We start from the raw sequence: 22,602 nt of genomic DNA, 5'->3' as shown, positions 1-22,602 counted from the left end.
TGCATCATGCGCATCGAGTCACGCACTGACCTGGCGAGCCTCGCAGCCGATGCGGCAGCGTCCGCCATCGAATTGCTCGCCGGCCGCCAAGCGCAGGGGGAGATTCCCTGCGTCGTGCTCACCGGTGGCACCGGGGGCGCACGGGTGCTCGAGGCTCTCGGCGCACACGCCGACCGCGATCGCGTGGAGTGGTCGCGCGTGCGCTTGCTGTGGGGCGACGAACGGTGGGTGCCTGCGGGGCACGAGGATCGCAACGACCTGCTCGCCGACCGCGCATTGCTGCAGCACGTCGTGACCGACTCGGCGCTCGTGCACCGAGTGGCGGGCGCAGAGTCGGGGCTGACGCTCGATGACGCCGCAACCGCCTACGCCGCGATCGTCGCCGGCATCGATCGCATCGATCTCGCACTCAACGGCGTGGGGGAGGACGGCCACGTCGCCTCGCTCTTCCCAGGCCGCCCGGAGATCGATGCGGTCGCCGCCGACACTCCGAGTGCTTTGGCGATCCGGAATTCACCTAAGCCGCCTCCCGAGAGAGTCACGCTTGCACTCTCCGCGCTCAATCGAGCGGAGCACATGTGGCTCATTGCGGCCGGTGCGGGCAAGGCCGATGCCGTTTCGCAGGTGGTCACTGCGGCTGAGCCCGTGCTGCCCGCCGCTCGGCTCGTCGGGCGTACCGACACTGTGCTCTGGGCCGACGAGGCCGCTCTCGCTGGGGTGTGATCTCAGCACCGTCCACTAGACTGTTGCGGTTGCCGTGCAGACGCACGGACGGTGTATCTGGGAGCCCCACAGCATGATTTCGGTCGAAGACCTCGCCATCGACGTCGGTGCACGACGCCTCATGTCGGAGGTGACCTTCCGCGTGAATCCTGGCGACAAGATCGGGCTCGTGGGGCGTAATGGTGCCGGCAAGACGACGCTGACGCGCACGCTCTCCGGAGAGCTGCAGCCTGCGGAGGGCAAGATCACGGTAACCGGCGAGCTCGGGTTCCTGCCGCAGGATCCGCGCACCGGCGACCCCGAGCAGATCGCCCGCCATCGCATACTCGATGCGCGCGGGCTCGGCACGCTGCAGCAGAACATCGCGAAGGCGACCGAAGACATGGGCTCAGATGACCCCGCCGTCGCGGAGAAAGCGATGAAGCGCTTCGGCAACCTCACCGATCGTTTCCAGGCTCTGGGGGGGTACGCCGCCGAATCCGAGGCCGCCTCGATCTCGAACAACCTCGGTCTGCCGGATCGCATCCTCGATCAGCCGCTGAAGACGTTGTCGGGCGGCCAGCGTCGTCGCATCGAGCTGGCGCGCATTCTGTTCTCGGATGCCGACACGATGATTCTCGACGAACCGACCAACCACCTCGATGCCGACTCGATCGTCTGGCTGCGGGAGTTCCTCAAGAACTCGAAGGCCGGGGTCATCGTCATCAGCCACGACATCGATCTCGTCGGCGAAACCGTGAACCGCGTCTTCTATCTCGACGCGAACCGCCAGGTCATCGATATCTACAACATGAACTGGAAGCTGTATCTGCGGCAGCGCGCCGCCGATGAGGAGCGCCGTCGCAAGGAGCGTTCCAATATCGAGAAGAAGGCGTCGGTGCTGAAAGATCAGGCAGCGCGCTTCGGCGCGAAGGCGTCAAAGGCGGCTGCAGCGCACCAGATGGTCGCGCGAGCCGACAAGATGCTGGCGAGCCTCGAAGACGAGCGCCAAGTCGAACGCGTCGCAAAGCTCCGTTTCCCGGACCCGTCACCCTGCGGCAAGACCCCGCTCATGGCCGAGGGGCTCTCGAAGTCGTACGGGTCGCTCGAGATTTTCGCTGGTGTCGACCTCGCAATCGATCGCGGGTCGAAGGTCGTAGTGCTGGGGTTGAACGGCGCCGGCAAAACGACGCTGCTCCGCATGCTCGCCGGCGTCGACGAGCCCGATACTGGCGAACTCATCGCCGGTCACGGCCTGAAGGTCGGGTATTACGCGCAGGAGCACGAGACGCTCGACGTCAAGGCGAGCGTGCTCCACAACATGGTCTCGGTGTCGCAGCACCTCACCGAGACCGAAGCGCGACGCGTGCTCGGCTCCTTCTTGTTCACGGGCGACGACGTCCACAAGCCCGCCGGCGTGCTGTCGGGCGGTGAAAAGACGCGCCTCGCGCTCGCCATGCTCGTCGTCTCGAGCGCGAATGTGCTGCTGCTCGACGAACCCACGAACAACCTCGACCCAGCCAGCCGCGAGGAAGTACTCGATGCGCTCGCGCACTTCTCCGGTGCAGTGGTGCTCGTATCGCACGACCCGGGAGCGGTCGAAGCGCTCAACCCGGAGCGCGTGCTCATCATGCCCGAAGCAACCGAGGATCACTGGTCGAAGGAGTACCTGGAGCTCATCGAGCTCGCCTGAGCAGACGCCGCAACTGCGTGCACCGCGGATGGCGCGCGGCAGCTCAGCCGTCGGCCTCGGGCGATGTCGGAGTCGGCGCGACGCTCGGCGACGGGGGAGTCCGTGACGTGTTGTCGTTGGTCACCGACTTCTCTGCCGCTTCGATTCGAGCCAGCACAAATTCGGCGCCCTCGGACGGCATGCCGTTCGAGTAATACGCGATATGCGGCTTCTCGTCGAAGTCGAGGCTGCTCTGGCAGATGAAGTCACCGGCGACGCAGTAGTCGCGCACTCGGTCGGCGACGGCATCGAGCGCGTCTTCGGGTCTCGGGAGGAGCCCGTTGAGCGACGCATCGAAGCTTCCGACGTTATACTCAGCCGCTCCGTCGAAGCGCGGATCGCCGAACAGCACGACCGCGAGCACGCGGTCCATCGCGCCCTCATCGACGGTGCCGACGGTCTCGCCGACCATCCGGTCCTCGGGGGAGGCGAGGGCGTCGCCGATGACAAGTGCGCCCTGCGAATACCCGAGCAGCACGAATCGCTGATCAGGGCAGGCCTCCGACTGCACATTCAGAATATCGACCAGGGTCCGCGCACCGATTGTGCCGCCCTCCTTGACATCACTGTCTGCCGGGTAGTCGACGTCGAGTACACGAACATCGCCGGCGCGCGCCTTCGAGATCTTCCGCGTCATGCCGGTGACGAGCTGTCCGGAACTGGGTTCGCCGGTTCCGCGCGCCGTGATCAGCAAATAGGGCTCGCACGGTCCGGCATCCACGACTGGATCCGGGTGCAGCTCGGCACTGTACGCATCAGCCGCCTCGGGAGGCGCCGGATCTTGGGTGACGTCCGATAGCGACTCGCGCGCCTCGACGGGATCGACCGGTGCCGCGCAGGCGGAGAGCAGTAGGACGCTGCCGAGCACGACCGCGAGTGCGGAGATCGCCGTCAGTCGCGAGCCCCGGCGCGGGAAAGCATCACCCATCGAGCAGCGCGTCCTCGATATCGGCGTCACTCGGCCCGCGACGCCGCTTGCGTTCGGCCTCTCGCCGATCCTGCGCGGCGACTTCATCGCTGCCGGCGTTGAAGGTGCGATACTCCCGACGAGCCGCATAGACGACGCCGATCGCGGCGATGATGATGAAGATGTACCACTGCACCGCGTACGACAGATGGGGGCCCTCGTCGCGCTCGGGTTTCGCGGGGAGCACGCCGTGATCAGCCGTTGGCGACTCGCCGACGAGCATGCCGTACGCCCCGGTATACGACTCGTCCGAAGCGCCGGCGAGCGTCGCGAGTTCGGGCAGCTCGATACTGGCGACGGCGCGACCAGCGGTCGTGCGGTTCGCAATCGCGGGCTCCGAAGCGCGCAGGCGCACCTCGACGGTCACGCTCCCGGACGGGGGAGTGGGGAGGTCGGCATCGTCCACGTGCTCCGCGGCCGCGCCATCGACGGGCACCCATCCACGGTCCACGAAGAACAGCGGCCCGTCGTCGGTGCGCAGCGGCTGGATCAGGTCTGACCCGACACCCTGCGGCCCGGGTCGATTGCGCGCGAGATAGGGATCGCCGACGTACTCGCCTGTCACGGTGACCGTGCGCCACTTCTGGCGATCCTCATCGAAATGCGCGGGGTCGGGCAACTCTTCCGTGAGAGCGACTGGTACCGCGTCATAGTTGTTGTCGATCCGATCGATCTCAGCGCGCGCTTCGGCGCGGCGAGCGAACTGCCAGTTGCCGAGCAGCACGCACGCGATCGAGAAGATGAGGAGCATCGCGACATATCCTGCCCATCGACCGGACCGCAAGAAGCTCCACCCCACGTGTGTCGGCACACGTTCAGGCCCCGCCGCATCGTCAACGGACGCGCGCAGATCAGTCATCAAGTTCTTCCACCGTTCGTACCTCAAGCGGGAAGCCGCGAGCTTCCAGGAAATCGTGCAGCACCTGGCGGTGCTCAGTGCACGCGAGCCAGGTCTTGCGGCGTTCGGGCGTGTGGATCTTCGGGTTGCGCCAGAGGATCGCGAATTCCGCGGCATCCCGACAACCCGCCCGCGAGCACATGAATCGATGCTCCGGCGTACCCCCAAGGGTCAGCGTCGGAGTGACGACGCCGCTCACGGAGCCTCCTCGGTGTCGGTCGGATCGGTTTCGGCCGCTGCTCCGGTCGCTGGTGCGCTCCGGCGCTCGGGATCAACATCGATCACGATGACCTCTGATGCCGCACTCGGCGGTGCGACCGGCCCCGGCTCGGTCGCAGTGAGTTCCAGCGGGTCGGGCGCATCGGGCGTCTGCTCACCGCCGTGGGCCACCGCGTTGCCCACGAGTACCGCGAACCACGGGAGGATGATCGCTCCGGCAGCGGCGAGGAGTACCCACCACCCGCGCACCCAGAAGAGCGACACCACGCAGACCACGCGCAGACTCATGGCGATGAAATACATGCGCATGCGGTGCGCGCGATCCTCGACCGGGTTCACCCCGGCCGACGTCACGTCGTAACTCTTCGCCATGCGCCCCTTCTCCGTACCCGTCTAGCCTACGCCGTCCGACTGTATCCAAGCCCGACAACGCGCATGCGCGTCCACCGTGTTGCGCGTCGGTAGGCTGGTGCGCAGTTGTCCGTAAGGAAGGAACCCCATGACCATTTCGCGCACTGTCCTCGTCACCGGAGGGAATCGCGGCATCGGCTACGCCATCGCCGAGCGCATGATCGCCGAGGGCCACCGCGTCGCGATCACGTCGCGTTCGGGCGAGGGTCCGGAGGGGTCGATCACCGTGCGTGCGGAGATGACCGATGCCGCATCGATCGATGTCGCATTCACTGAGATCGAGGCGAAGCTCGGGCCCGTTGAAGTCGTGGTGGCGAATGCCGGTATCACGAAGGACACGCTGCTGTTGCGCATGACCGAAGAGGAGTTCACGAGCGTCATCGATACGAACCTCACCGGCACCTTCCGCGTCGTCAAGCGCGCCGCGAAGGGTCTACTGAAGGGGCGTTTCGGTCGTGTCATCCTGATCTCGAGCGTCGTTGGTCTCTACGGAAGCCCGGGTCAGATCAACTACTCCTCGTCGAAAGCCGCGCTCGTCGGCTTCGCCCGTTCCCTGACGCGGGAGCTCGGTTCGCGCGGCATCACGGCGAACGTCATCGCCCCGGGGTTCATCGAGACCGATATGACGGCTGCGCTTCCTGAAGCCCAGCAGCAGCAGTACCTTTCCTCGATCCCCGCTGCGCGCTTCGGCCAGGTGGCCGAGATTGCGGGAGCCGCGGCCTTCCTCGCCGGTGACGACGGCGGCTACATTTCGGGCGCGGTCATCCCGGTTGACGGCGGCCTCGGCATGGGCCACTGACACTCTGCCGCGTTCTCCGAAGGAACACCGTCGCCTGTTCGCGCAGAGCGAGCGGTCGACGGCGTTCCTGTGCGCCTCCCCCCTTTCGCGGGGTTCGATGCTCGCACTAGCCTGAGCGCATGAGCACTCCAGAGCAGCCCCGTACCGCCACTCGCGTCGCAGTCGACGCCCAGACCCTCGCCGATCTCTACGCCGCACCCGAGGTGCTGCGTGTCGTGAACGTCTGGGACGCAGCGAGCGCCCGCGTCGTCGCAGACCTGCCCGGCACACGCGCGATTGCGACCGCGGGGCACGGCATCGCTGCGAGCCATGGCTATGCAGACGGAGAGCAGATTCCGCTTGACTCCATGATTGCCGCAATCGCACGTATCGCCGCGGTGACCGATCTGCCCGTCACGGCCGACCTCGACGGTGGATTCGCCGACGCAGGGGAGACGGTACGACGCGCGATCGGCGCCGGCGCCTCGGGCGCCAACATCGAAGACCGGCTGCGCCCGCTCGACGAATCGGTCGCGATCATGCGCGCGGCGGTGCAGGCCGGTGAGCGCGAAGAGGTCTCATTCGTGCTCAACGCCCGCACAGACGCGCTGGTACGCGGTGGCGACCGGCCGCGCGCCGAATCGATCGCCGACGCGATCGAGCGAGGCCGAGCCTATCTCGACGCCGGCGCGACCGCGATCTTCGTGCCGGGCGTGCTGGACGCCGACGACACCCGCGCGCTCGTGGAGGGCATCGGTGAGCGCAAGGTGAGTGTGATCGGGCTGCCCGGGGCACTGACCGCCGCAGAGTACGAGGCGCTCGGCGTCGCACGGGTCTCGTACGGTCCGATGCCGCAGAATGTGGCGCTGACGGCGCTCAAACACCTGGGTGTTTCGCTGCTCGACAACGGGGTGATCCCGAGCGATACCGAGATTCTCAACAACCTCTAGGTGTTCACGAGAGCCGGTCGAGCAACGGGATCGCGAGCGACAGATCGTCATCGATCGACACGTCGGCGCGCTCGCGCACGACCGGCTTTCCGTTGAACGCCACCCCGATCGCCGCGATCGCCATCATATCAAGGTCATTTGCGCCGTCCCCGATGGCGATCGTCGCGCTCAGCGGAATACTCTCCGCCTGCGCCCACTCGCGCAGGGCGGCGGCCTTCGCGGCTGCGTCGATGATCGGCCCGACGGTGCGACCGGTGAGCACGCCGTCCACGACCTCCAGACGATTCGCACGCCAGGCGTCGAGCCGTAAGTCGCGCGCGAGCGGGTCGAGCACCTCATGGAAGCCCCCGGAGACCACGCCGACGCGGCCGCCCCGATCGTGCACCGCAGTGATCAACTCCGTGATGCCCGGGGTCGTCCGAACGCGTCGGTAGGCGTCCTCAAAGACCGTCTCCGGCGTACCGGCGAGCGTCGCCACGCGCGCCGTGAGGCTCTCGGCGAAGTCGAGTTCTCCGCGCATCGCGCGTTCGGTCACCTCGGCGACTTCGGCGCGACTGCCCGCCGCATCTGCGAGCAGCTCGATCACCTCGTCCTGGATCGTGGTGGAGTCGCAATCGAGCACGACCAGGGGGCGTGTGGCGCCGAGAGAAGTCATGGTTCCCAGGATAGGGTGAGGGCCATGGTCAATGTGCTCCGCCTCACCGATGTCAGCTTTGTGCGCGACCGCCGGCCGATCCTCGACGGGATCACCTGGTCGGTTGACGACTCCGAGCGGTGGGTGATCCTCGGCCCGAACGGAGCCGGCAAGACCTCGCTCATGAAGCTCGCCACAGCGAACGACTTTCCGACGAGCGGCAGCGTGGAAGTGCTCGATGAGCGACTCGGCAAGGTCGACGTCTTCGAACTGCGCAACCGCATCGGCTTCGTCTCGTCGGCTTCCGCCCGTCGCATCCCGGCCTCGGAACTCGTGCGCGATGTGGTGCTCACCGCGGCGTATTCGGTCGAGGGCCGCTGGAATGAGCAGTACGACAGCATCGATGTGCGTCAGGCCGATCGCATTCTCGCCGAGTGGGACCTCGCACAGTTCGCGGATCACGCCTTCGGCACGCTCAGCGATGGCGAACGCAAACGCGCTCTGATCGCCCGCGCGGTCATGACCGACCCCGAGCTGCTGCTGCTCGACGAGCCGAGCGCCAGCCTCGACCTGGGCGCTCGCGAACGCCTGCTCCAGATGCTCTCCGGTTTCGCGGCATCGCCGGCGTCACCGGCAATGATCATGGTCACGCATCACGTCGAGGAGGTGCCGCCGGGCTTCACGCACGTGCTGCTGCTGCGCAACGGCACGATCCAAGCCGCCGGCCCCATCGCCGAGACCCTGACCGCCGACGCGCTCGAAGCGACGTTCGGGCTGCCGTTCGACCTGTCAGTGCACAACGGACGCTACTCGGCGATCGCGCGCCCCGCCCCGCAGGCGTGATCGCGTGTGAGCGCACCGGCTACAGATCGAGTCTGCTAAAGTAGAACGTTGGTGCGGTGAATCCGCCGATCCCAAGTCCTCAGAGCGTGCTGCTACACGCTCACCCCCAGGCAAACACTAAGGAACTCCCATGAAGACCGAAATCCACCCCGAGTACAACGCGATCGTGTTCCGCGACCTCGCGTCGGGCGAGACCTTCCTCACCCGCTCCACGCTGACCAGCGAGAAGACCATCGAACTCGACGGCGAGACCTACCCCGTCATCGATGTTGAAATCTCGAGCGCATCGCACCCGTTCTACACGGGCAAGCAGCGCATCATGGACTCGGCCGGCCGCGTCGAGAAGTTCAACCAGCGCTTCAGGGGCTTCGGCGCCTAAGTCGCAGTTCCGCGCGAAGGGCGGGCGATCCGATCAGGATCGCCCGCCCTTCGTCGTCCCCCCACGTTGCAGGCGAGGAGCAAGAGTGCGCTCAGCGGAGCGGCCACCGCCCATCGGCGACGAAGCTGGGGTCGCGCACTCGCCGCATGTAGTCCTGGAAACTGGCGGCCTGGGCAGCAGCCCACCCGACCTGAGCCTGGTGGAGTTCGTCGAGTTCGCCCGGAATCACGTCCGCGTACTTCGTCGCGATGTGCTGCAGCACGCGGCCGGCCGCGATCGCATCGTCACCGGCGTCGTGCGCATTGCCGATGACCACGCCGTAATGTCCGGCAACGGCCTCGAGAGTGCGCTTGCCTTTGCGGTACCGGTCGAACTGCTTATCGAGCACGAGGGGGTCGATCACGGGTGCGAGCTGGCGGGGGAGCAGCACACCGTGCCGTGCGGCTTCGGCGGAGAGCAGGGACAGGTCGAAGGGGGCGTTGTACGCCACCACCGGAAAACCTCGCTCGATCATTTCGAGCAGCTGCTCGACGATCTGTCGCACACCGACCGACGCCTCGATGCCGCTCGTGCGCGCGATCTCGGTGCTGATGCCGTGCACCTGCACCGCGGCAGCGGGAATCTCCACGCCCGGGTCGAGTAGCCAGTCGTAGCGCTCCTTGACGTCACCGCCTTCGCTGAGCAGGGCGACCGTCGCGCTCACGATGCGGGCCTCGTCGGTGTCGATGCCGGTCGTCTCCGTATCAAAGACGGCGAGGTCGGTCGCCCAGAGCGGAAGCGTTGCGGTCACATCAGTCCTTTCGACGGCGGAAGATCGTCTCCGTCGATGCTATCGAGTGCGGAGGCTACGCGTGCCGCATCAGGATGTTTGTCGGCGGCCACCGATAGAATTTCCCTGTGATTTCCGACCCGACCGACTTCGTCGTTCCCACGCTCGGCACACAGACGCGCGCGTGGCGATACGGTGCTGACGCAGGCGCAACCCTAGTGCTCGTGCACGGGTTCCGCGGTGATCATCACGGTCTCGCCGGCATCGCCGCACGCATCGTCGAGCTGCGCCCTGAGCTGCGTGTGATCGTCCCAGATCTGCCCGGCTTTGGCGAGACTCCACCGGTTCCCGAGCGAGCTCACGACATCGACCTCTACGGGGAGTGGCTGTCGGTGTTTGTCACTGCCGTCGCTCCCGATGGCGCCGATGTGCTCGGCCATTCGTTCGGCACCCTGGTGGTCTCTGCTGCAGTCCGCGCGGGTCTCTCGCCGCGACGGCTGATCCTCATCAACCCGATTTCCGCGCCGGCACTCGAGGGGCCGCAAGCCGCGCTCACCCAACTCGCGATCGGGTACTACCGGGCCGCCGATCTGCTGCCGGAGCGTGCTGCGCGGCAGTTGCTCGGCAATCCACTGATCGTGCGCGTGATGAGCGAGGTGATGGCGAAAACTGGAGATCGCGATCTGCGCCAGTGGATCCATGGCCAGCACGCGCAGTACTTCAGTGCATTCGCGGACTCGGCCACCCTGCTCCAGGCGTTCCGCGCGTCGGTCTCGCACACCGTCGCCGAGGCCGAAGCCGCACTCTCGATGCCGACCCTGCTGATCGCGGGCGACCGCGACGACATCACGCCACTCGCCAAACAGCTGGAGCTGCGACGGCGCCTGCGCGACGCGAGACTCCATATTGTGCCGGGCGTCGGGCATCTCGTGCACTACGAAGCCGTCGCAGACGCATCAGGTGCAATCGTCGATTTTCTCGCTCCGCTCGTTCGATCCACTGGTCGACCAGCTACTGAACTGGCGGCCGTCCATCACCACACGGGGGAGTGCACCGCGTGAAGCTGACACGAATCGACGATCTCTCGGCGCCCGAGCTCGCGGACTATACGCAGCTCACCGACGTCGCGCTGCGCCGCGTGCGGGAGCCCGAAGAAGGCCTCTACCTGGCGGAGTCGCCCAAGGTCATCGAGCGCGCCCTACGCGCGGGCCACCGCCCGCGGTCCGTGCTGCTGCTCGAGGAGTGGGTGCCGAAGGTCGAGCCTCTGCTTGCGGGCTTCTCAGATGTTCCGGTGTACGTGGGGAAGACCGATCAGCTCGCCGCGCTCACCGGGTTCCATTTGCACCGCGGCGCCCTGGCGTCGATGCATCGTCCCGCTCCGCTCGACCCCGGAGAGCTGCTACAGCAGGCCCGTCGCATCGTGGTGCTCGAAGACCTCGCAGACCATACGAACGTCGGAGCGATCTTCCGATCCGTTGCGGCACTCGGTGCCGATGCCGTACTCCTCACCCCGGCATGCGCCGACCCGCTGTATCGTCGGGCTGTCCGCGTCAGCATGGGCGCCGTGCTGCAGGTGCCGTGGGCGCGTCTGCCCGAGTGGCGCGAGGCCGGCCCGCTGATTCGCGATGCCGGGTTCGAGCTGACCGCCTTCGCGCTGCGAGACGACGCCGAAGATCTCGCCGACTACGCCGACGCGCTCCCGCACCGCCTGGCCCTCATGTTCGGCGCCGAAGGCGCGGGGCTCAGCAGACGCGCTCTGGCGGCGTCCACACGATCGGTGGTCATTCCGATGGAGCACGGCGTCGATTCGCTGAATGTGTCTACTGCCGCAGCATTGGCACTGTGGGCCGTGCGCACCGCGGATCAGCGAGCGCCCCGGCGAGAACTCGGCGCGTCTCGGTGACCGGGATCCGCGTGAGCGGCCGCCGTAGAGCCCTCTGGTTCCTCATCTTCTGGTCTGCCGTCGGCATCGCCTCATATGTCCTCGGAGTGCGCAATGCGCTCGGACAGCGCGCAGAAGACAGCGTGCTCGATGCGGCGCAATTCACCACCGATCCGCCGCCGCCGCTGAATCTCGTCTCCATTCCGACCGTCGCGATTGCACTGATCATCGTCGGTGTCATTGCCTGGATCTCACATGGCTTCGCTCGGGCGATCGCGGTGACCGTCATTCCTGCAGCCGCGATTGTCGCGTCGCAACTCCTGAAGCTCCGTCTCCTCACGCGACCAGAACTCTTCGAGCTCGACGCGGCGAACACGTTTCCGAGCGGACACATGACGGTGTTCGCCGCACTCACCGCGGCCCTGGTCTGGGCCGTCCCTGCAGCTGCCAGAGGTTTCGTCGCGCTTGCCGGCGCCGCACTCGTTGCAGCAGTCGGCTGGCAGTTGCTCGCCTATGGCTGGCATCGCCCCAGCGACGTGTACGGGGGAGTCGCGCTCGCCGTCATCGCGTTCTCGCTGGCCGCCCTGGTTCGTCCCGCCGCATCCCGCGGTGCTGTGGTACTCGGCGCAACGGTATCAGTCGGGCTCGCCCTTGTCGGTTGGATCATCGTCGGGGGAGCGCTGCTCCTCGCCGCGATCGCGGCTGCAACGAGTAACCCCACCTTGATGCTGAGCGCCGGGGAGTTCGGGGGAGTCGCCGCTGCCGCACTTGCCATGCGCTCGATGCTGCATATGGCCACGGGGCGCGTCTCAGCGCTTGTGAGCGCGGACTCAGTGGGCGCTTGACGGCACCTCTGCAGCGTCGCGCCAGGTCGCAGGCTCCCACGCCCGGTTCGCCAGGGGGAGTCGGTGCATGTCTTCGAATGCGAGCTCGGCTGCGATCGGATCGCCGGTGAGGAGCGCCGTGCGCATGCCCGACCATCCGTGCAACAGCAGTTGCCAGTTCGGCGTGCGCTCTTCGAGCTTGCGACCGTACCGGATGCGCATCTGGGCGAGTGTCGTCGCCGCGAGCTCCGAGATCGTCGCGTTCGGACACCGTTCGATGAGCCATTCGTAGAATTCAAGCGCGACAGTGGTATGCGCTGCGGCATCTTGTTCCTCCGCAGCAATACAGGCGCGCTCGATGATCTCGAGTACGTGGAGCTCACCGTCGACGTCGAGCTTCGGGGTCACGATACGCATGACACCGCCGAGCACGACGCCGAGCGTCTGAATGGCGTCCTCCGCGTTGCGGCGGTCGTAATGGGTCGTGACCGCGCGTCGCGCGCGTTGTGCAGGCATGGAGCAGGTTCCTTCCGGTGGGGCTCACAATTCACATTTGGGTGCGTGCTGATTCGGGAAAACCAGCACCAAGGTGTCGCAGGGCGCACACCGCGAGCGCCTCGTCGCGCGCACCGAGGGCGACACGCAGGAGTCGCGCGCCATCGGCCGCCTGACGCGCCGCATCAGCTGGCCATTTGCGCACCGGTAGCTCATCAGCGGCGAGTTGCAGCAGGTCTTCCGCGGCTCGAGCGAGGGCACTGCCGAACAAACTGAGCTCGACGATTCGCATCGCGAGCCTCATGACGTTGTTCGAGATCTCATTCGAGTCAATTACCGAAATCTCTCCACAGAGCGCGGCAGAATCACGCAACAGTTCGTCGACCGATACGCGAGACCACGAGCTCATCGTGTTCTCGCGGACTTCGAGCACATCCGTTCGGCTGCGCAGCAGCACCGACATTCTTGCACCCTTTCACTGACTCGTACTTTATATTTTAGATTCTAGTGGATCGTACCCACGTTGGCTACAGACTGACGCAAGTCATCGTGAAGACCAACCGACTGGCCAGCGAATATTGCGCACCTCGCGACCCGTGCAGCAGGAGCCGGTCAGTCAGTCGCGAGGTCCTTGAATTCGGCAACCCAAGGGCAAATGCGGGGCGTGACGGCCATCGAGCGATCGGCGCGACACGAACGCGCGAGCAGGCGATTTACGCAATTCGCGATCTGCACGATAATCTATATTATGTCAGCTTAAGTGAATGAAGCCGGCCCAGAGCGATACTCACACCGCTCTGCACCTGTTGAGCGCACAGCAGATAATGAGCTCAGAGCAGTTCGCCTGCAGCCTCCTCCAGTGGACCAGACCACCAGCACGAATCGTCGAGTGCCGCAGGGTCGGCCGTGCCCAGAGCCGCCCGGAAAACCGCAAGACGCTCATCGTGCGTTGCCGGAGCGGCAACCGGCGGCGCGGGCACAACGGCTCCCGCTCGAAAGGCGGCAAGTTTCGCCGCGGCCTGTTCCGCCGTCATCATGGTGGGAGCCGTCGTCGGCGCGCCGGAGTTCATATACCGACTGAACGCGGCGAGACAGACTTCCGCAGCATCGCGATTGCGATTGAGGTGGTGCCACTCCCCGGTGCCGGCGTCGACAATGCGCATGGTCCGGTCGTTGACGACTTCGACGACGAGGTGTTCGCCAGCCCAGAGCGTACCGACGACGCGACCTTCCCAGGCGTTCTCGTGTACGCCCCCGAATACTGCTGGGTACTCAGCGTCACGATCCAACCAGGTAAATCCGAGCACGGGTGGAAAGGCATCACCGACCATGGTGTCATCGTAGTCGGGCGCCATCGCTCCTCTCCTGCTTCCCGCCTCGACTTACCCCAGCCACCCGAGCGCGCCGCTGAGCGCCCCGCCGAGCACCACTCCCCAGGGCGGCACGCGCGCGTGCAGCGCGGCCAATGACGCGCCCACCAAGATGACTGACTGAAGACCGTCGACACCGTGCACGAGCACCGGATCGAACCACGCGGCCGCAGTACTCCGACGACCGCAGCGTTGATACCGCCCAGCGCACCGCGGGTGCGCGACGAGCGCAGCATCAGAGCCCACGCGGGTGCCACCGCGGTGACGAGAAGCATTCCGGGAAGGAATATCGCGATGGTCGCAATGCCCGCGAACGCAATGCGCGCACCCCACGCGGCATCGGGTTCGAACATCATGCCCAGGTATGTCGCGAGGGTGAACATTGGCCCCGGCACTGCTTGCGCCGCGCCGTAGCCGAGGAGCAGGTGATCCTCAGCGATGCCCCGCCCCACAGCGGGTTCGCTGTGCAGCATCGCCAGCACCACGTGCCCGCCTCCGAACACCGCGGCACCCGCCCGCGTGATCGCGTCGAGCAACTGCACCGTCGGGTCGCGCGTCAGCACTGTGAGCAGCGGGAGCGTTCCGAGCAACACGACCAGTGCGATCGCCGCGCCCGCCGCACATCGAGGAGTCTCTGCGAGCGGCGGTCCCGGCACCGCTTCGGACGCATCGGTACTCCCCCGGATCCAGACGAGACCGACGGCGGCACCGACGACCACCGCGCCGAGGGATGCCCCGAGGCCACCCCAGACGAGCACGAGCGTGCCGCACAGGATCGCGATCAGCGCGCGAGCCAGATCCGTCACGAGCGCGACCGCCATGCCGCGCACGGCAAGCGCGACGACCGCGACCGCGACCGCGAGCACCCCGCGAATCGCCCCCTCTCGTGCGCGTTCGAGATTCGGATCGCTGAGGTCGCCGTTCGACGTCGTCACCCCCACGGCCAACGCACCGAGCAGCAGTGCGGATGGCAACGTAAAGCCGATCCAGGCCGCGACTCCTCCAGCGACGCCGGCGCGATAATGACCGACCGCGAATCCCACCTGGCTCGAGGTGGGCCCGGGCAGTACCTGGCACAGCGCCACACACTCCGCGTAAGCGAGATCGGTGACCCAACGGCGACGGACCACGAACTCAGTGCGGAAGTACCCGAGATGCGCGATGGGCCCGCCGAATGAGGTGCACCCGAGGCACAGGCACACGATGAACACTTCCCAGATCGCGCGCACGAGCCGATCCTAGGGGCCGAAGTGGCGCTCGTGTATTGCATTTACAAGGAATTCATATGCGCTCTCCGGCACCCCGCTCCGACATGAACCGGAGCGATCGGGCTACGCTGAAGTGTCGAAGAAGCCCGGTATCACGAGTGCGGGGCCAGTGCCGAACGAGGGACACCGGATGTACGTAAAAATTTGCGGACTGCGCGAACCGCAGCATGCCGCCCTCGCCGCTGACCTCGGCGCCGACGCGGTCGGGGTCGTCATGAGTCCCGCGAGCCCGCGCCACGTCAGCACTGACGAGGCGCGTGGCGTATTGACTTCCGCGCGAGCTGTTCGCGCCGACATCGACACGGTACTGGTCGTGAACACGTTGCCCGCCGACGAAGCCGCTCGTATCGCAGCGGACCTCGGGTTCGACGTGCTGCAGCTCCACGGTGCATACACCGCGCGCGACGTCACCGTGGCCCAAGAGATCATTCCGCGAGTTTGGCGTGCGACGTCGCTCGCCGACGCCCCGCAGCTCCGCGCCAGCGAGTTCGGCGAGGAGCGCCTGCTGCTGGATGGGACCGTACCCGGCTCGGGATCCTCCTGGAATGTCGCACCGCTCGGCGTCCGTGGCGAACTGCGCGAACGCATTGGCGACTCCTGGCTGCTGGCTGGGGGCCTCTCTCCCGAGAACGTTGCCGAAGCCATCGTCTCGGCACGGCCGGGTGGAGTCGATGTTTCGAGCGGCGTGGAGTCGAGCCGCGGGGTCAAAGACCCGGATCGCATCGCCCGTTTCATCGCCGCCGCGCACGGCTGAGCGCGCTTTACCCTGCACCGACCGCTTCGACCTTAGAGGGATCCCACTCATGAGCGCTTCGCAGCCGCCCGGCAAACGCACTCGCAAAATCACGCTGCCCGCCCCGCCGCCGCTCCCCCATCCCGGACTGATTCCCGGTATCGGCGTGGAGCAGACGGGCCTGCGTTTCGCGACGAACTGGGTCGTGTTCGGCGTCGCCATGACGTTGACCCTCGGTGTCATCATCTGGGCGTTTATCGCACCGGATTCGATTGCTGTCGTTGGCGGCTCGTCGCTTCAATGGGTCACCGAGCACTTCAGTTGGCTGTTCGGTGCGCTCGCCATTTCAGTGGCGGGCTTCATGCTGGTCGTGGGCTACGGTCGCACCGGCGGTATCCGACTGGGCGCCGACGACGAAGAGCCCGAGTTCACGACGACGTCGTGGATCTCAATGCTCTTCGCGGCGGGGCTCGGAATCGGCCTGCTCTTCTACGGGCCGCTCGAGCCGCTCACCTACTTTCTCAATCCAGCACCGGGAGTCGACGTCGAGCCGGGCAGCGCCGATGCAGCATTGCCCGCACTGGCGCAGACCATTCTCCACTGGGGCCCGATCGCCTGGGCGTTCTATGCTCTCGTCGGCGGCGCCATCGCCTACAGCGCGTATCGTCGCGGGCGCGCACCACTGATCTCAGCATTGTTCGAACCCGTCTTCCCAGGCAGCAGTCATCGCGCACTCGGGCGCGTGATCGACATTTTCGCCATCATCGTGACGCTCTTCGGTACCGCGGTTTCGCTGGGCATCGGCGCCTTGCAGATCGAGAGCGGGTTTCGATTCGTCACCGGACTCGGCCCGATGGGCAACGCGTTCATCATCGGCGCGATCGCCATTCTGACGGCGTTGTTCATCGCATCCGCGGTCTCCGGCGTGAAGAAGGGGATCCGGCGGCTCTCGAACCTGAACATGGCGTTGACGGGCGCGCTCGGAGTCTTCGTGCTGATCGCAGGTCCGACCGTCTACATCCTGAATTTCATGCCCGCCTCACTCATCGAGTTCTTCGCGCAGGCGCCCGCCATGCTCGCCCGCAACCCGAACCAGGGTGAAGCGGCGACAACCTTCCTCTCGAGTTGGACCACCTACTATTGGGCGTGGTGGGTGTCGTGGACGCCATTCGTCGGCATGTTCATCGCCAAGATTTCACGCGGTCGGACACTTCGAGAGTTCGTGACCACGGTGGTACTCGTGCCCTCGGCAATTGTCGTTGCCTGGTTTGTGATCTATGGCAGCACCGCAATCTTCCAGACCTCTCAGGGCGCCGATCTCGAAGCCGGCGGTTCGGGTGAGGCGGTCCTCTTCGAAGTGCTCCATGAGTTGCCTCTCGGCGCAATCACTTCGGTGGTCGCGATGATCGCCGTGCTCGTGTTCTTCGTGACCGCGGCCGACTCGGCCTCGATCGTCATGGCATCGATGTCGCAGGGTGGGCGCCCAGAGCCGGCAAAATGGGTCACGATTGTCTGGGGTCTCCTCCTCAGTCTGATCGCCGTGGCGCTCCTGCTGGCCGGTGGGCGGGATACGCTCTCCGGTCTGCAGTCGCTGATGGTCGTGTCCGCGCTCCCGTTCGCCGTGATCGTGATTGGGATCATGATTTCGTGGGCGAAGGATCTGCGCACCGATCCGTACCTCATCCGCCGAGCGTATGCCCGAGCCGCCATCGCGCAGGGTGTGCGTCGCGGCATCGACGAGTACGGCGACGATTTCGTCTTCGGCACCAATCAGGTGCCCGCCGACGAGGGCGCCGGTGCCGGCTTTGACAGCGACGATCCGGCGCTCACCGACTGGTACGTCGACGCGACCACCGGCCCGATCCAGCAGATCACTCCGCCAGATGTGCAGCGCACGCTCGACCCCGGGCGCATTCAGCCGCGCGGGCCTGAACGCTCCGATCACACGGCATCGGGCGACGCGTCTCTCACCACGAGTCGCCGCTCCCCCGACGGTCGCCCCATTGCGAAACGCGATCTGTCAACCGAATCGGACCACACACGCGACACGGCTGAGGGCGACGACACGCGCTCGTGACTCCCCAGAAACATTGACGTCGTTTCTGACCGTTCACTAAGCTGGAACCGCACTGTTTTGAAACGATTCAACTCAACGGCGAGTGCAGAGGTGCATTGACGCCGTTGTCGCAAGGGGGCGTACACGCATGTCATCACCCGTTCACGGGCAGCCGTCTGGACTGACTCGCCGACAACTGCTCAGATACTCGGCGATCACAGCCGCCGGGGTCGCCGCAGCGACAACCGCGAGCCCAGCTTGGGGCGCTCCGTCCCTTCGCGCGGTCGATATTGCGACCGCCCCGCCCACGCTCGACGGGTTCACGGCGCCGACCGCGGCGACCGCGCCCCGATTCCGCTGGTGGTGGCCGAACGGTCAGGTCGACCTCGATGAGATCGCTGCAGAAGTGCAGCAAGCGGCACGTTCGGGGTTCGGCGGCCTGGAGATCTCCGACGTGCATCACAGCGTCAAGGGCGGGCTCGATCTCGACGAGTACGGCTGGGGCGGCGAGCACTGGGTCGCCGCCGTCGAACGCGCGTTACACACCGCGACTGAAGAGGGCATCGAGATCGACATCACACTCGGGCCATCGTGGCCCGCGGCGACGCCGAACATCACACCGCAATCCGCGGCGGCCATCAAGGAGCTCGCGCACGGCAGCGTGACCCTCGCACCGGGAGCCGAATTCAACGGCGCGTTGCCCGAACCGATCACTCCGCCGGATACCGGCGTAACGGAACGCCACCTGATCGCGGTGCACGCCTTCGAGATCGTCACCGTCGTGACGAACAAGCCGACCGTACTCAAGCGCGGCAGTTTCGTCGATCTCACCGCGCAGACCTCCGGCGAGACGCTCTCGTGGACCGCACCCGGCGCGGGCGGCAACTGGGTACTGCTCGCCTATTGGGAGCGCGGCAGCGGTCAACGCCCAGAAGGCGGCGATCACACCAACCCCACCTCCTATGTCGTTGACCATTTCAGCGCGGCGGGCTCCCAGACGCTCATCGACTACTGGAAAGCGAACCTGCTCACCCCGCGCATCATCGAACTCCTCGGCTCGGTGGGCGGTACGTTCTTCGAAGACTCTCTCGAAATTGAGACGCACGCCACCCTGTGGACTCCGGCGATCGCCGCCGAGTTCCAGACCCGCATGAGTTACGACATCCTTCCCTTCCTCGCCGCCATCGTCGAGACCAAGGAGAAGTACCAGTACGACTTCGACGACATCGTGACAACCCGGGTGCGCGACGACTACAACCAAGTCATGAGCGAGCTGTACTCGGAACACCATCTGATCCCGCTTCGCGACTGGGCGCACTCGTATGGCCTCGAGTACCGCGTACAGGCGTACGGCCTCGAGCAGGATTCGCTCGAGCAGGCCGGCGTCGTCGACATTCCTGAGACCGAGTCGCTCGGGGCGAAGAACATCGACGATTACCGAGTGCTCGCGAGCGGTCGCGACATCGCCGGACGCACGCTGCTCAGCTGCGAATCTTCCGCCTACCTCAACAAGGCATACCTCACGACTTGGCGCAACGAGGTGCTGTTCACACTGGCTGAGACCTTCTGCGGGGGCGTCAATCAGACCGTGCTGCACGGGTTCCCCTACGCAGCGGCACCGGGCGCCGGATGGCCAGGCTTCGCGGCGTTCTCCCCCTACAACGGAGGTGTCGGCTATTCGGAGGCCTGGGGACCCCGCACTCCGGTATGGGGTCATCTCGATCGCGTCGCCGCAGCGATCGCACGAACCCAGTGGGTGCTGCGCCAGGGGCGCGCGGAATACGACATCGCGTTCTATCGACAGAAAGGCTGGGCCCAAACCGGCATCGGTGCGCCGTGGGCAACCGCCTCGGGCATTCCGATTGGCTGGACGCACGGATTCCTGAACGAGTCCGGGCTTTTCCAGGAGGCATCCGTGCTTGCCGGCGGTCGCTTCGCTCCCGACGGTGGAAACTACCGGGCCCTCATTCTCGATATCGACCGTTTCCGCGGCAACGAGGCGACGATGTCAGTTCGCGCTGGAGAGCGACTACTTGAACTGGCGCAGGGCGGGCTGCCACTGGTGTTCTTCGGCGATTGGAGCAAGCCGGCCTCGACCGGCTACCGCGACGCGGCGACTAACCAACGGGTAGTCGAACTCATCGCCGCGCTGCGCGCGCTGCCCAACGTGGCGTCGGCCGCCGGTAACGATGACATTCCCGTCGCGCTCGCTGCGCTCGGCGTGCAGCGCACCGCCAGCTATGCGTTCTCAAACCTCAAGCACATCCACCGAGTCGCTGATGGAGTGGATTTCTTCTACATCGTGAACGCGAAACACAATCCGGCAAAAGACAAGCTGGTGCGCATTGAGCAGGAGGTGACGCTCACCGCCCGCTCCGAGACGCACGTGCCGTACGAGCTCGACTCATGGACCGGAGAGGTGCGACCGATTGCGCGATACACCCGCGACGGTGCCACGGTTTCACTCCTCATTCGGCTGAACCCTGCGCAGTCCACCGTGGTGGTGCTCGCGCCGGAAGGCTGGGCCGGTACCGTCACGCCCCGAGCTGTGGTCACCGCCACCTCGGGTGACGCGATTGCCGTCGACCGTGACGGATCGGTCGTCTTGCATTCCACCCAACCGGGAACCCACACGGTCGCGTTCGCGGATGGCCGCGAGAAGCGCACACTCGTCCCCGCGCTTCCCGACCCCATTTCGCTCGACGACTGGTCGCTCGCGCTCGAGGATTGGCACCCCGGAGGGGACGGAGTGAGTACGGAGCGTTCGACGACACAGATCGACTCGACGCCCCTCGGCGCGTGGAAAGATCTCGGATTCGCGGACACCGCAGGCGTCGGTACCTATCGCACCACGTTCAGCCTCGACGGCGCGTGGCGCGCAGGAACCGGGGGCGTCCGACTCTCACTCGGTCAGGTACTCGACACATTCAAAGTCTGGGTCAACAGCGCACCGGTCGCCCACGTTGACCTCACGGACACCGAGCTCGACATCTCGGAATATGTGCGTTCGGGTCGCAACACGCTTCGCATCGAAGTCGCCTCTCCGCTCATCAATCGCCTGCGTGTGGTGAATCCGGCCGTGTATGGCTCTATTGCCAGCCAGTCGTATGGGCTCATCGGCCCGGTGACCGTGCTCCCCTTCGGGAAGGCGCGGGTGGCCTGATTATGCACCTCAACCAATTCGTCAACAGAAAGCCCACGATGTCACTTCCCCACACAGCGCCCCGCATCGACCGCGCCATCGACCGCCTCGCGGCGGTGTCGGGGTCACGACGGGCGATGCGCAGTTCGGGTGCCGGATCGAACCGGCTCGTCGGCACCGCCGTGGTCGTCGGTCTCGCGCTGGCTGGCATTTCGCTCCCGTGGAGTTCATCGGCTGCCCACGCGGTTGATGCCACCATCGGCGGAATCGTCCGTGAGGGCGATGCGGTGCTCGATCGCGTCGAGGTGTCCGCCTACCGATGGGATGACGGGGTCGGTGCCTACGTGTTCGAGCAGGAGACCGAGTCCGACGCCAGCGGGGCCTGGCAGCTCGGGTTCCTGCCCGACGGTGCGTACACCCTGGATTTCTCCACCGATGTCTCAAATGCCCGGTTTGCACTTGGGGAGTCACTCGGCGGCAACGCCGACTACGCCGACGATTCCCCAGAGTTCACGATTGCTGACGGAGCAACGAACGATGGTTCATTCGCCGATATCCGCCTCACCCGGCTGGGAGGCGAAGCGGTGCTGCGCGTCGTCGAAGGCAATGACACCCTCATCGACCTCGATGACGCGGCCGCACAATTGCGCGGCATCGATGCGACGGGTGCATCAGTGTCCTCGGCCCGCGTCTTTGCCGACGCGGATGGCACCGTGACTATTCCCCGGGTTCCCCCCGGGGGCTATGTGCCTTGGGTGGCAGCCCGAGGCAGTGACTTCGCGCCGTCGACGACCGACGCGCTCATCTTCGCCCAGGATCACATCGATTTCGGCGACCTCGAGCTCGCAACCGGCCCCGAAGCCGCCATCGAAGCCGCCTCGCCGACGCTGTCGGGCGATGCCCGGGTCGGAGCGGTGCTCACCGTCATCGACCCGGAATTTGCTGCTGCGCCCGACTCGGTCTCGCACCGCTGGAGCGCCGACGCCGTCACCCTCGAGCACGCGGGCACAGAACTCGCGCTCACTGATGCACACGCCGGCGCGACAGTGTCTGCCTGGGTCTTTGCACATGCGGCCGGCAGCATCCCGTATGTCGGGGTCGTCTCTTCTCCCCCAGTCGCTCCGTCAACCGCGGGTTCCGCGGATGCCAACTCAGACGCCGACTCGGCGGAAGCCAACGCCGCAGTCGACGGCGGATCCGGTTCAGCGGGAACAGCAACTGCCGCGAGCAATGCTGGTGCCGCGGCAAACTCGATCGCTGCCGAAGCCGGTTCACGCGGTGCGGCCGGCAGCAGCGACGGGAGCGGATCCGGAACCGACGGACACGGGGCACTCCCCCTCACCGGCGGTGCGGTCGCGGCAACGGCGCTCCTGGGCGTGGCACTCATCGCGGTCGGAGCTCTGTTCTTCGTGCGGCGACGGCGCGTGCGCTGACTCGAGGAGTCCGCATAAATGCAGGTCGGGGCGGGTTTTCCGCCCCGACCTGGCACGTGGAGTCCAGACCTTGTAACCTGAACGTTATCTTTCGGGTTGAAGATCAGCACCCCGATC

23 protein-coding genes are annotated in these 22,602 nt (G+C 66.1%); 13 read left to right on the top strand and 10 right to left on the bottom strand.

What is annotated here, in order from left to right:
* Positions 1-6 precede the first annotated feature (6 nt).
* Complete coding sequence (gene pgl, locus ACZF5Y_RS07560; RefSeq protein ID WP_497535178.1) at positions 7-723, top strand: 6-phosphogluconolactonase; 717 nt, start codon at positions 7-9, stop codon at positions 721-723.
* Positions 724-796: 73 nt separating this feature from the next.
* Positions 797-2,395: an ABC-F family ATP-binding cassette domain-containing protein gene (locus ACZF5Y_RS07555; protein WP_497535177.1), complete on the top strand. Its 1,599-nt coding sequence runs from the start codon at positions 797-799 to the stop codon at positions 2,393-2,395.
* Between the two features lie 43 nt (positions 2,396-2,438).
* Here the strand turns inward: ACZF5Y_RS07555 and ACZF5Y_RS07550 are convergent, their stop codons facing one another.
* The 4 genes from ACZF5Y_RS07550 to ACZF5Y_RS07535 are packed head-to-tail and all read right to left on the bottom strand — an operon-like array spanning position 2,439 to position 4,890.
* On the bottom strand, positions 2,439-3,362 hold the full coding sequence (locus ACZF5Y_RS07550) for a cutinase family protein (protein ID WP_497535176.1): 924 nt from the start codon (positions 3,360-3,362) through the stop codon (positions 2,439-2,441).
* Positions 3,355-4,260 (bottom strand): SURF1 family cytochrome oxidase biogenesis protein, encoded by a 906-nt coding sequence (locus tag ACZF5Y_RS07545; RefSeq protein WP_497535175.1) that lies wholly within the window; start codon positions 4,258-4,260, stop codon positions 3,355-3,357. The genes ACZF5Y_RS07550 and ACZF5Y_RS07545 overlap by 8 nt, the downstream gene beginning before the upstream one ends.
* Positions 4,253-4,498, bottom strand: coding sequence for a hypothetical protein (locus ACZF5Y_RS07540; protein WP_497535174.1), 246 nt, complete (start codon positions 4,496-4,498; stop codon positions 4,253-4,255). Before ACZF5Y_RS07540 ends, ACZF5Y_RS07545 begins: the two co-directional genes overlap by 8 nt.
* Positions 4,495-4,890 (bottom strand): DUF3099 domain-containing protein, encoded by a 396-nt coding sequence (locus ACZF5Y_RS07535; RefSeq protein WP_497535173.1) that lies wholly within the window; start codon positions 4,888-4,890, stop codon positions 4,495-4,497. Before ACZF5Y_RS07535 ends, ACZF5Y_RS07540 begins: the two co-directional genes overlap by 4 nt.
* Positions 4,891-5,017: 127 nt before the next feature.
* Here ACZF5Y_RS07535 and fabG point away from each other — a divergent pair, with 127 nt between their 5' ends.
* Entirely contained in the window at positions 5,018-5,728 is a 711-nt protein-coding gene (gene fabG / locus ACZF5Y_RS07530; protein WP_497535172.1) for a 3-oxoacyl-ACP reductase FabG, read from the top strand.
* Positions 5,729-5,847: 119 nt separating this feature from the next.
* Entirely contained in the window at positions 5,848-6,657 is an 810-nt protein-coding gene (locus ACZF5Y_RS07525; RefSeq protein ID WP_497535171.1) for an isocitrate lyase/PEP mutase family protein, read from the top strand.
* Positions 6,658-6,661: 4 nt separating this feature from the next.
* Here ACZF5Y_RS07525 and serB read toward each other — a convergent pair whose 3' ends face one another.
* Positions 6,662-7,312: a phosphoserine phosphatase SerB gene (gene serB / locus ACZF5Y_RS07520; protein ID WP_497535170.1), complete on the bottom strand. Its 651-nt coding sequence runs from the start codon at positions 7,310-7,312 to the stop codon at positions 6,662-6,664.
* A 24-nt stretch (positions 7,313-7,336) separates the two neighbouring features.
* Here serB and ACZF5Y_RS07515 point away from each other — a divergent pair, with 24 nt between their 5' ends.
* Both ACZF5Y_RS07515 and ACZF5Y_RS07510 read left to right on the top strand, forming a co-directional pair.
* On the top strand, positions 7,337-8,134 hold the full coding sequence (locus ACZF5Y_RS07515) for an ABC transporter ATP-binding protein (RefSeq protein WP_053353013.1): 798 nt from the start codon (positions 7,337-7,339) through the stop codon (positions 8,132-8,134).
* A 130-nt stretch (positions 8,135-8,264) separates the two neighbouring features.
* Positions 8,265-8,513: a type B 50S ribosomal protein L31 gene (locus ACZF5Y_RS07510; protein ID WP_497535169.1), complete on the top strand. Its 249-nt coding sequence runs from the start codon at positions 8,265-8,267 to the stop codon at positions 8,511-8,513.
* A 91-nt stretch (positions 8,514-8,604) separates the two neighbouring features.
* Here ACZF5Y_RS07510 and ACZF5Y_RS07505 read toward each other — a convergent pair whose 3' ends face one another.
* A complete protein-coding gene (locus tag ACZF5Y_RS07505) occupies positions 8,605-9,303 on the bottom strand; it encodes an exonuclease domain-containing protein (protein WP_497535168.1) in 699 nt (232 codons plus the stop codon).
* A gap of 107 nt (positions 9,304-9,410) precedes the next feature.
* Between ACZF5Y_RS07505 and ACZF5Y_RS07500 the strand changes: the two genes are divergently transcribed.
* The 3 genes from ACZF5Y_RS07500 to ACZF5Y_RS07490 are packed head-to-tail and all read left to right on the top strand — an operon-like array spanning position 9,411 to position 12,009.
* Entirely contained in the window at positions 9,411-10,343 is a 933-nt protein-coding gene (locus ACZF5Y_RS07500) for an alpha/beta fold hydrolase (protein WP_497535167.1), read from the top strand.
* Positions 10,340-11,185 carry a TrmH family RNA methyltransferase gene (locus ACZF5Y_RS07495; protein WP_497535166.1) on the top strand — a complete coding sequence of 282 codons (846 nt, stop codon included), beginning with the start codon at positions 10,340-10,342 and terminating at the stop codon, positions 11,183-11,185. Before ACZF5Y_RS07500 ends, ACZF5Y_RS07495 begins: the two co-directional genes overlap by 4 nt.
* Positions 11,182-12,009: a phosphatase PAP2 family protein gene (locus ACZF5Y_RS07490; protein WP_497535165.1), complete on the top strand. Its 828-nt coding sequence runs from the start codon at positions 11,182-11,184 to the stop codon at positions 12,007-12,009. The genes ACZF5Y_RS07495 and ACZF5Y_RS07490 overlap by 4 nt, the downstream gene beginning before the upstream one ends.
* On the opposite strand, the gene ACZF5Y_RS07485 is transcribed toward ACZF5Y_RS07490, so the two are convergent.
* The 4 genes from ACZF5Y_RS07485 to chrA form a co-directional block, all read right to left on the bottom strand.
* The gene (locus ACZF5Y_RS07485; protein ID WP_497535164.1) at positions 11,995-12,504 is read right to left on the bottom strand and encodes an FCD domain-containing protein; all 510 of its coding nucleotides are present in this window, start codon (positions 12,502-12,504) and stop codon (positions 11,995-11,997) included. The two genes, ACZF5Y_RS07490 and ACZF5Y_RS07485, sit on opposite strands and share 15 nt — an antisense overlap.
* A 31-nt stretch (positions 12,505-12,535) precedes the next feature.
* Positions 12,536-12,946, bottom strand: coding sequence for a hypothetical protein (locus ACZF5Y_RS07480; RefSeq protein WP_497535163.1), 411 nt, complete (start codon positions 12,944-12,946; stop codon positions 12,536-12,538).
* Positions 12,947-13,313: 367 nt separating this feature from the next.
* Positions 13,314-13,553: a hypothetical protein gene (locus ACZF5Y_RS07475; protein ID WP_497535162.1), complete on the bottom strand. Its 240-nt coding sequence runs from the start codon at positions 13,551-13,553 to the stop codon at positions 13,314-13,316.
* The gene (chrA, locus tag ACZF5Y_RS07470) at positions 13,550-15,082 is read right to left on the bottom strand and encodes a chromate efflux transporter (RefSeq protein WP_497535161.1); all 1,533 of its coding nucleotides are present in this window, start codon (positions 15,080-15,082) and stop codon (positions 13,550-13,552) included. The genes ACZF5Y_RS07475 and chrA overlap by 4 nt, the downstream gene beginning before the upstream one ends.
* A gap of 169 nt (positions 15,083-15,251) precedes the next feature.
* Here chrA and ACZF5Y_RS07465 point away from each other — a divergent pair, with 169 nt between their 5' ends.
* From ACZF5Y_RS07465 to ACZF5Y_RS07450, 4 genes are all read left to right on the top strand, one after another.
* Positions 15,252-15,875, top strand: coding sequence for a phosphoribosylanthranilate isomerase (locus tag ACZF5Y_RS07465; RefSeq protein ID WP_497535160.1), 624 nt, complete (start codon positions 15,252-15,254; stop codon positions 15,873-15,875).
* Between the two features lie 49 nt (positions 15,876-15,924).
* Positions 15,925-17,931 (top strand): BCCT family transporter, encoded by a 2,007-nt coding sequence (locus ACZF5Y_RS07460; RefSeq protein ID WP_497535159.1) that lies wholly within the window; start codon positions 15,925-15,927, stop codon positions 17,929-17,931.
* Between the two features lie 127 nt (positions 17,932-18,058).
* Positions 18,059-21,073, top strand: a complete 3,015-nt coding sequence (locus tag ACZF5Y_RS07455; RefSeq protein ID WP_497535158.1) for a glycosyl hydrolase — start codon at positions 18,059-18,061, stop codon at positions 21,071-21,073.
* Between the two features lie 38 nt (positions 21,074-21,111).
* Entirely contained in the window at positions 21,112-22,485 is a 1,374-nt protein-coding gene (locus tag ACZF5Y_RS07450) for an LPXTG cell wall anchor domain-containing protein (RefSeq protein ID WP_497535157.1), read from the top strand.
* Positions 22,486-22,602 lie beyond the last annotated feature (117 nt).

Source organism: Leucobacter sp. WKLB1, assembly GCF_059696215.1.
The sequence above is the reverse complement of the archived record's forward strand: the minus strand, read 5'-3'. Positions and strand labels throughout refer to the sequence as shown.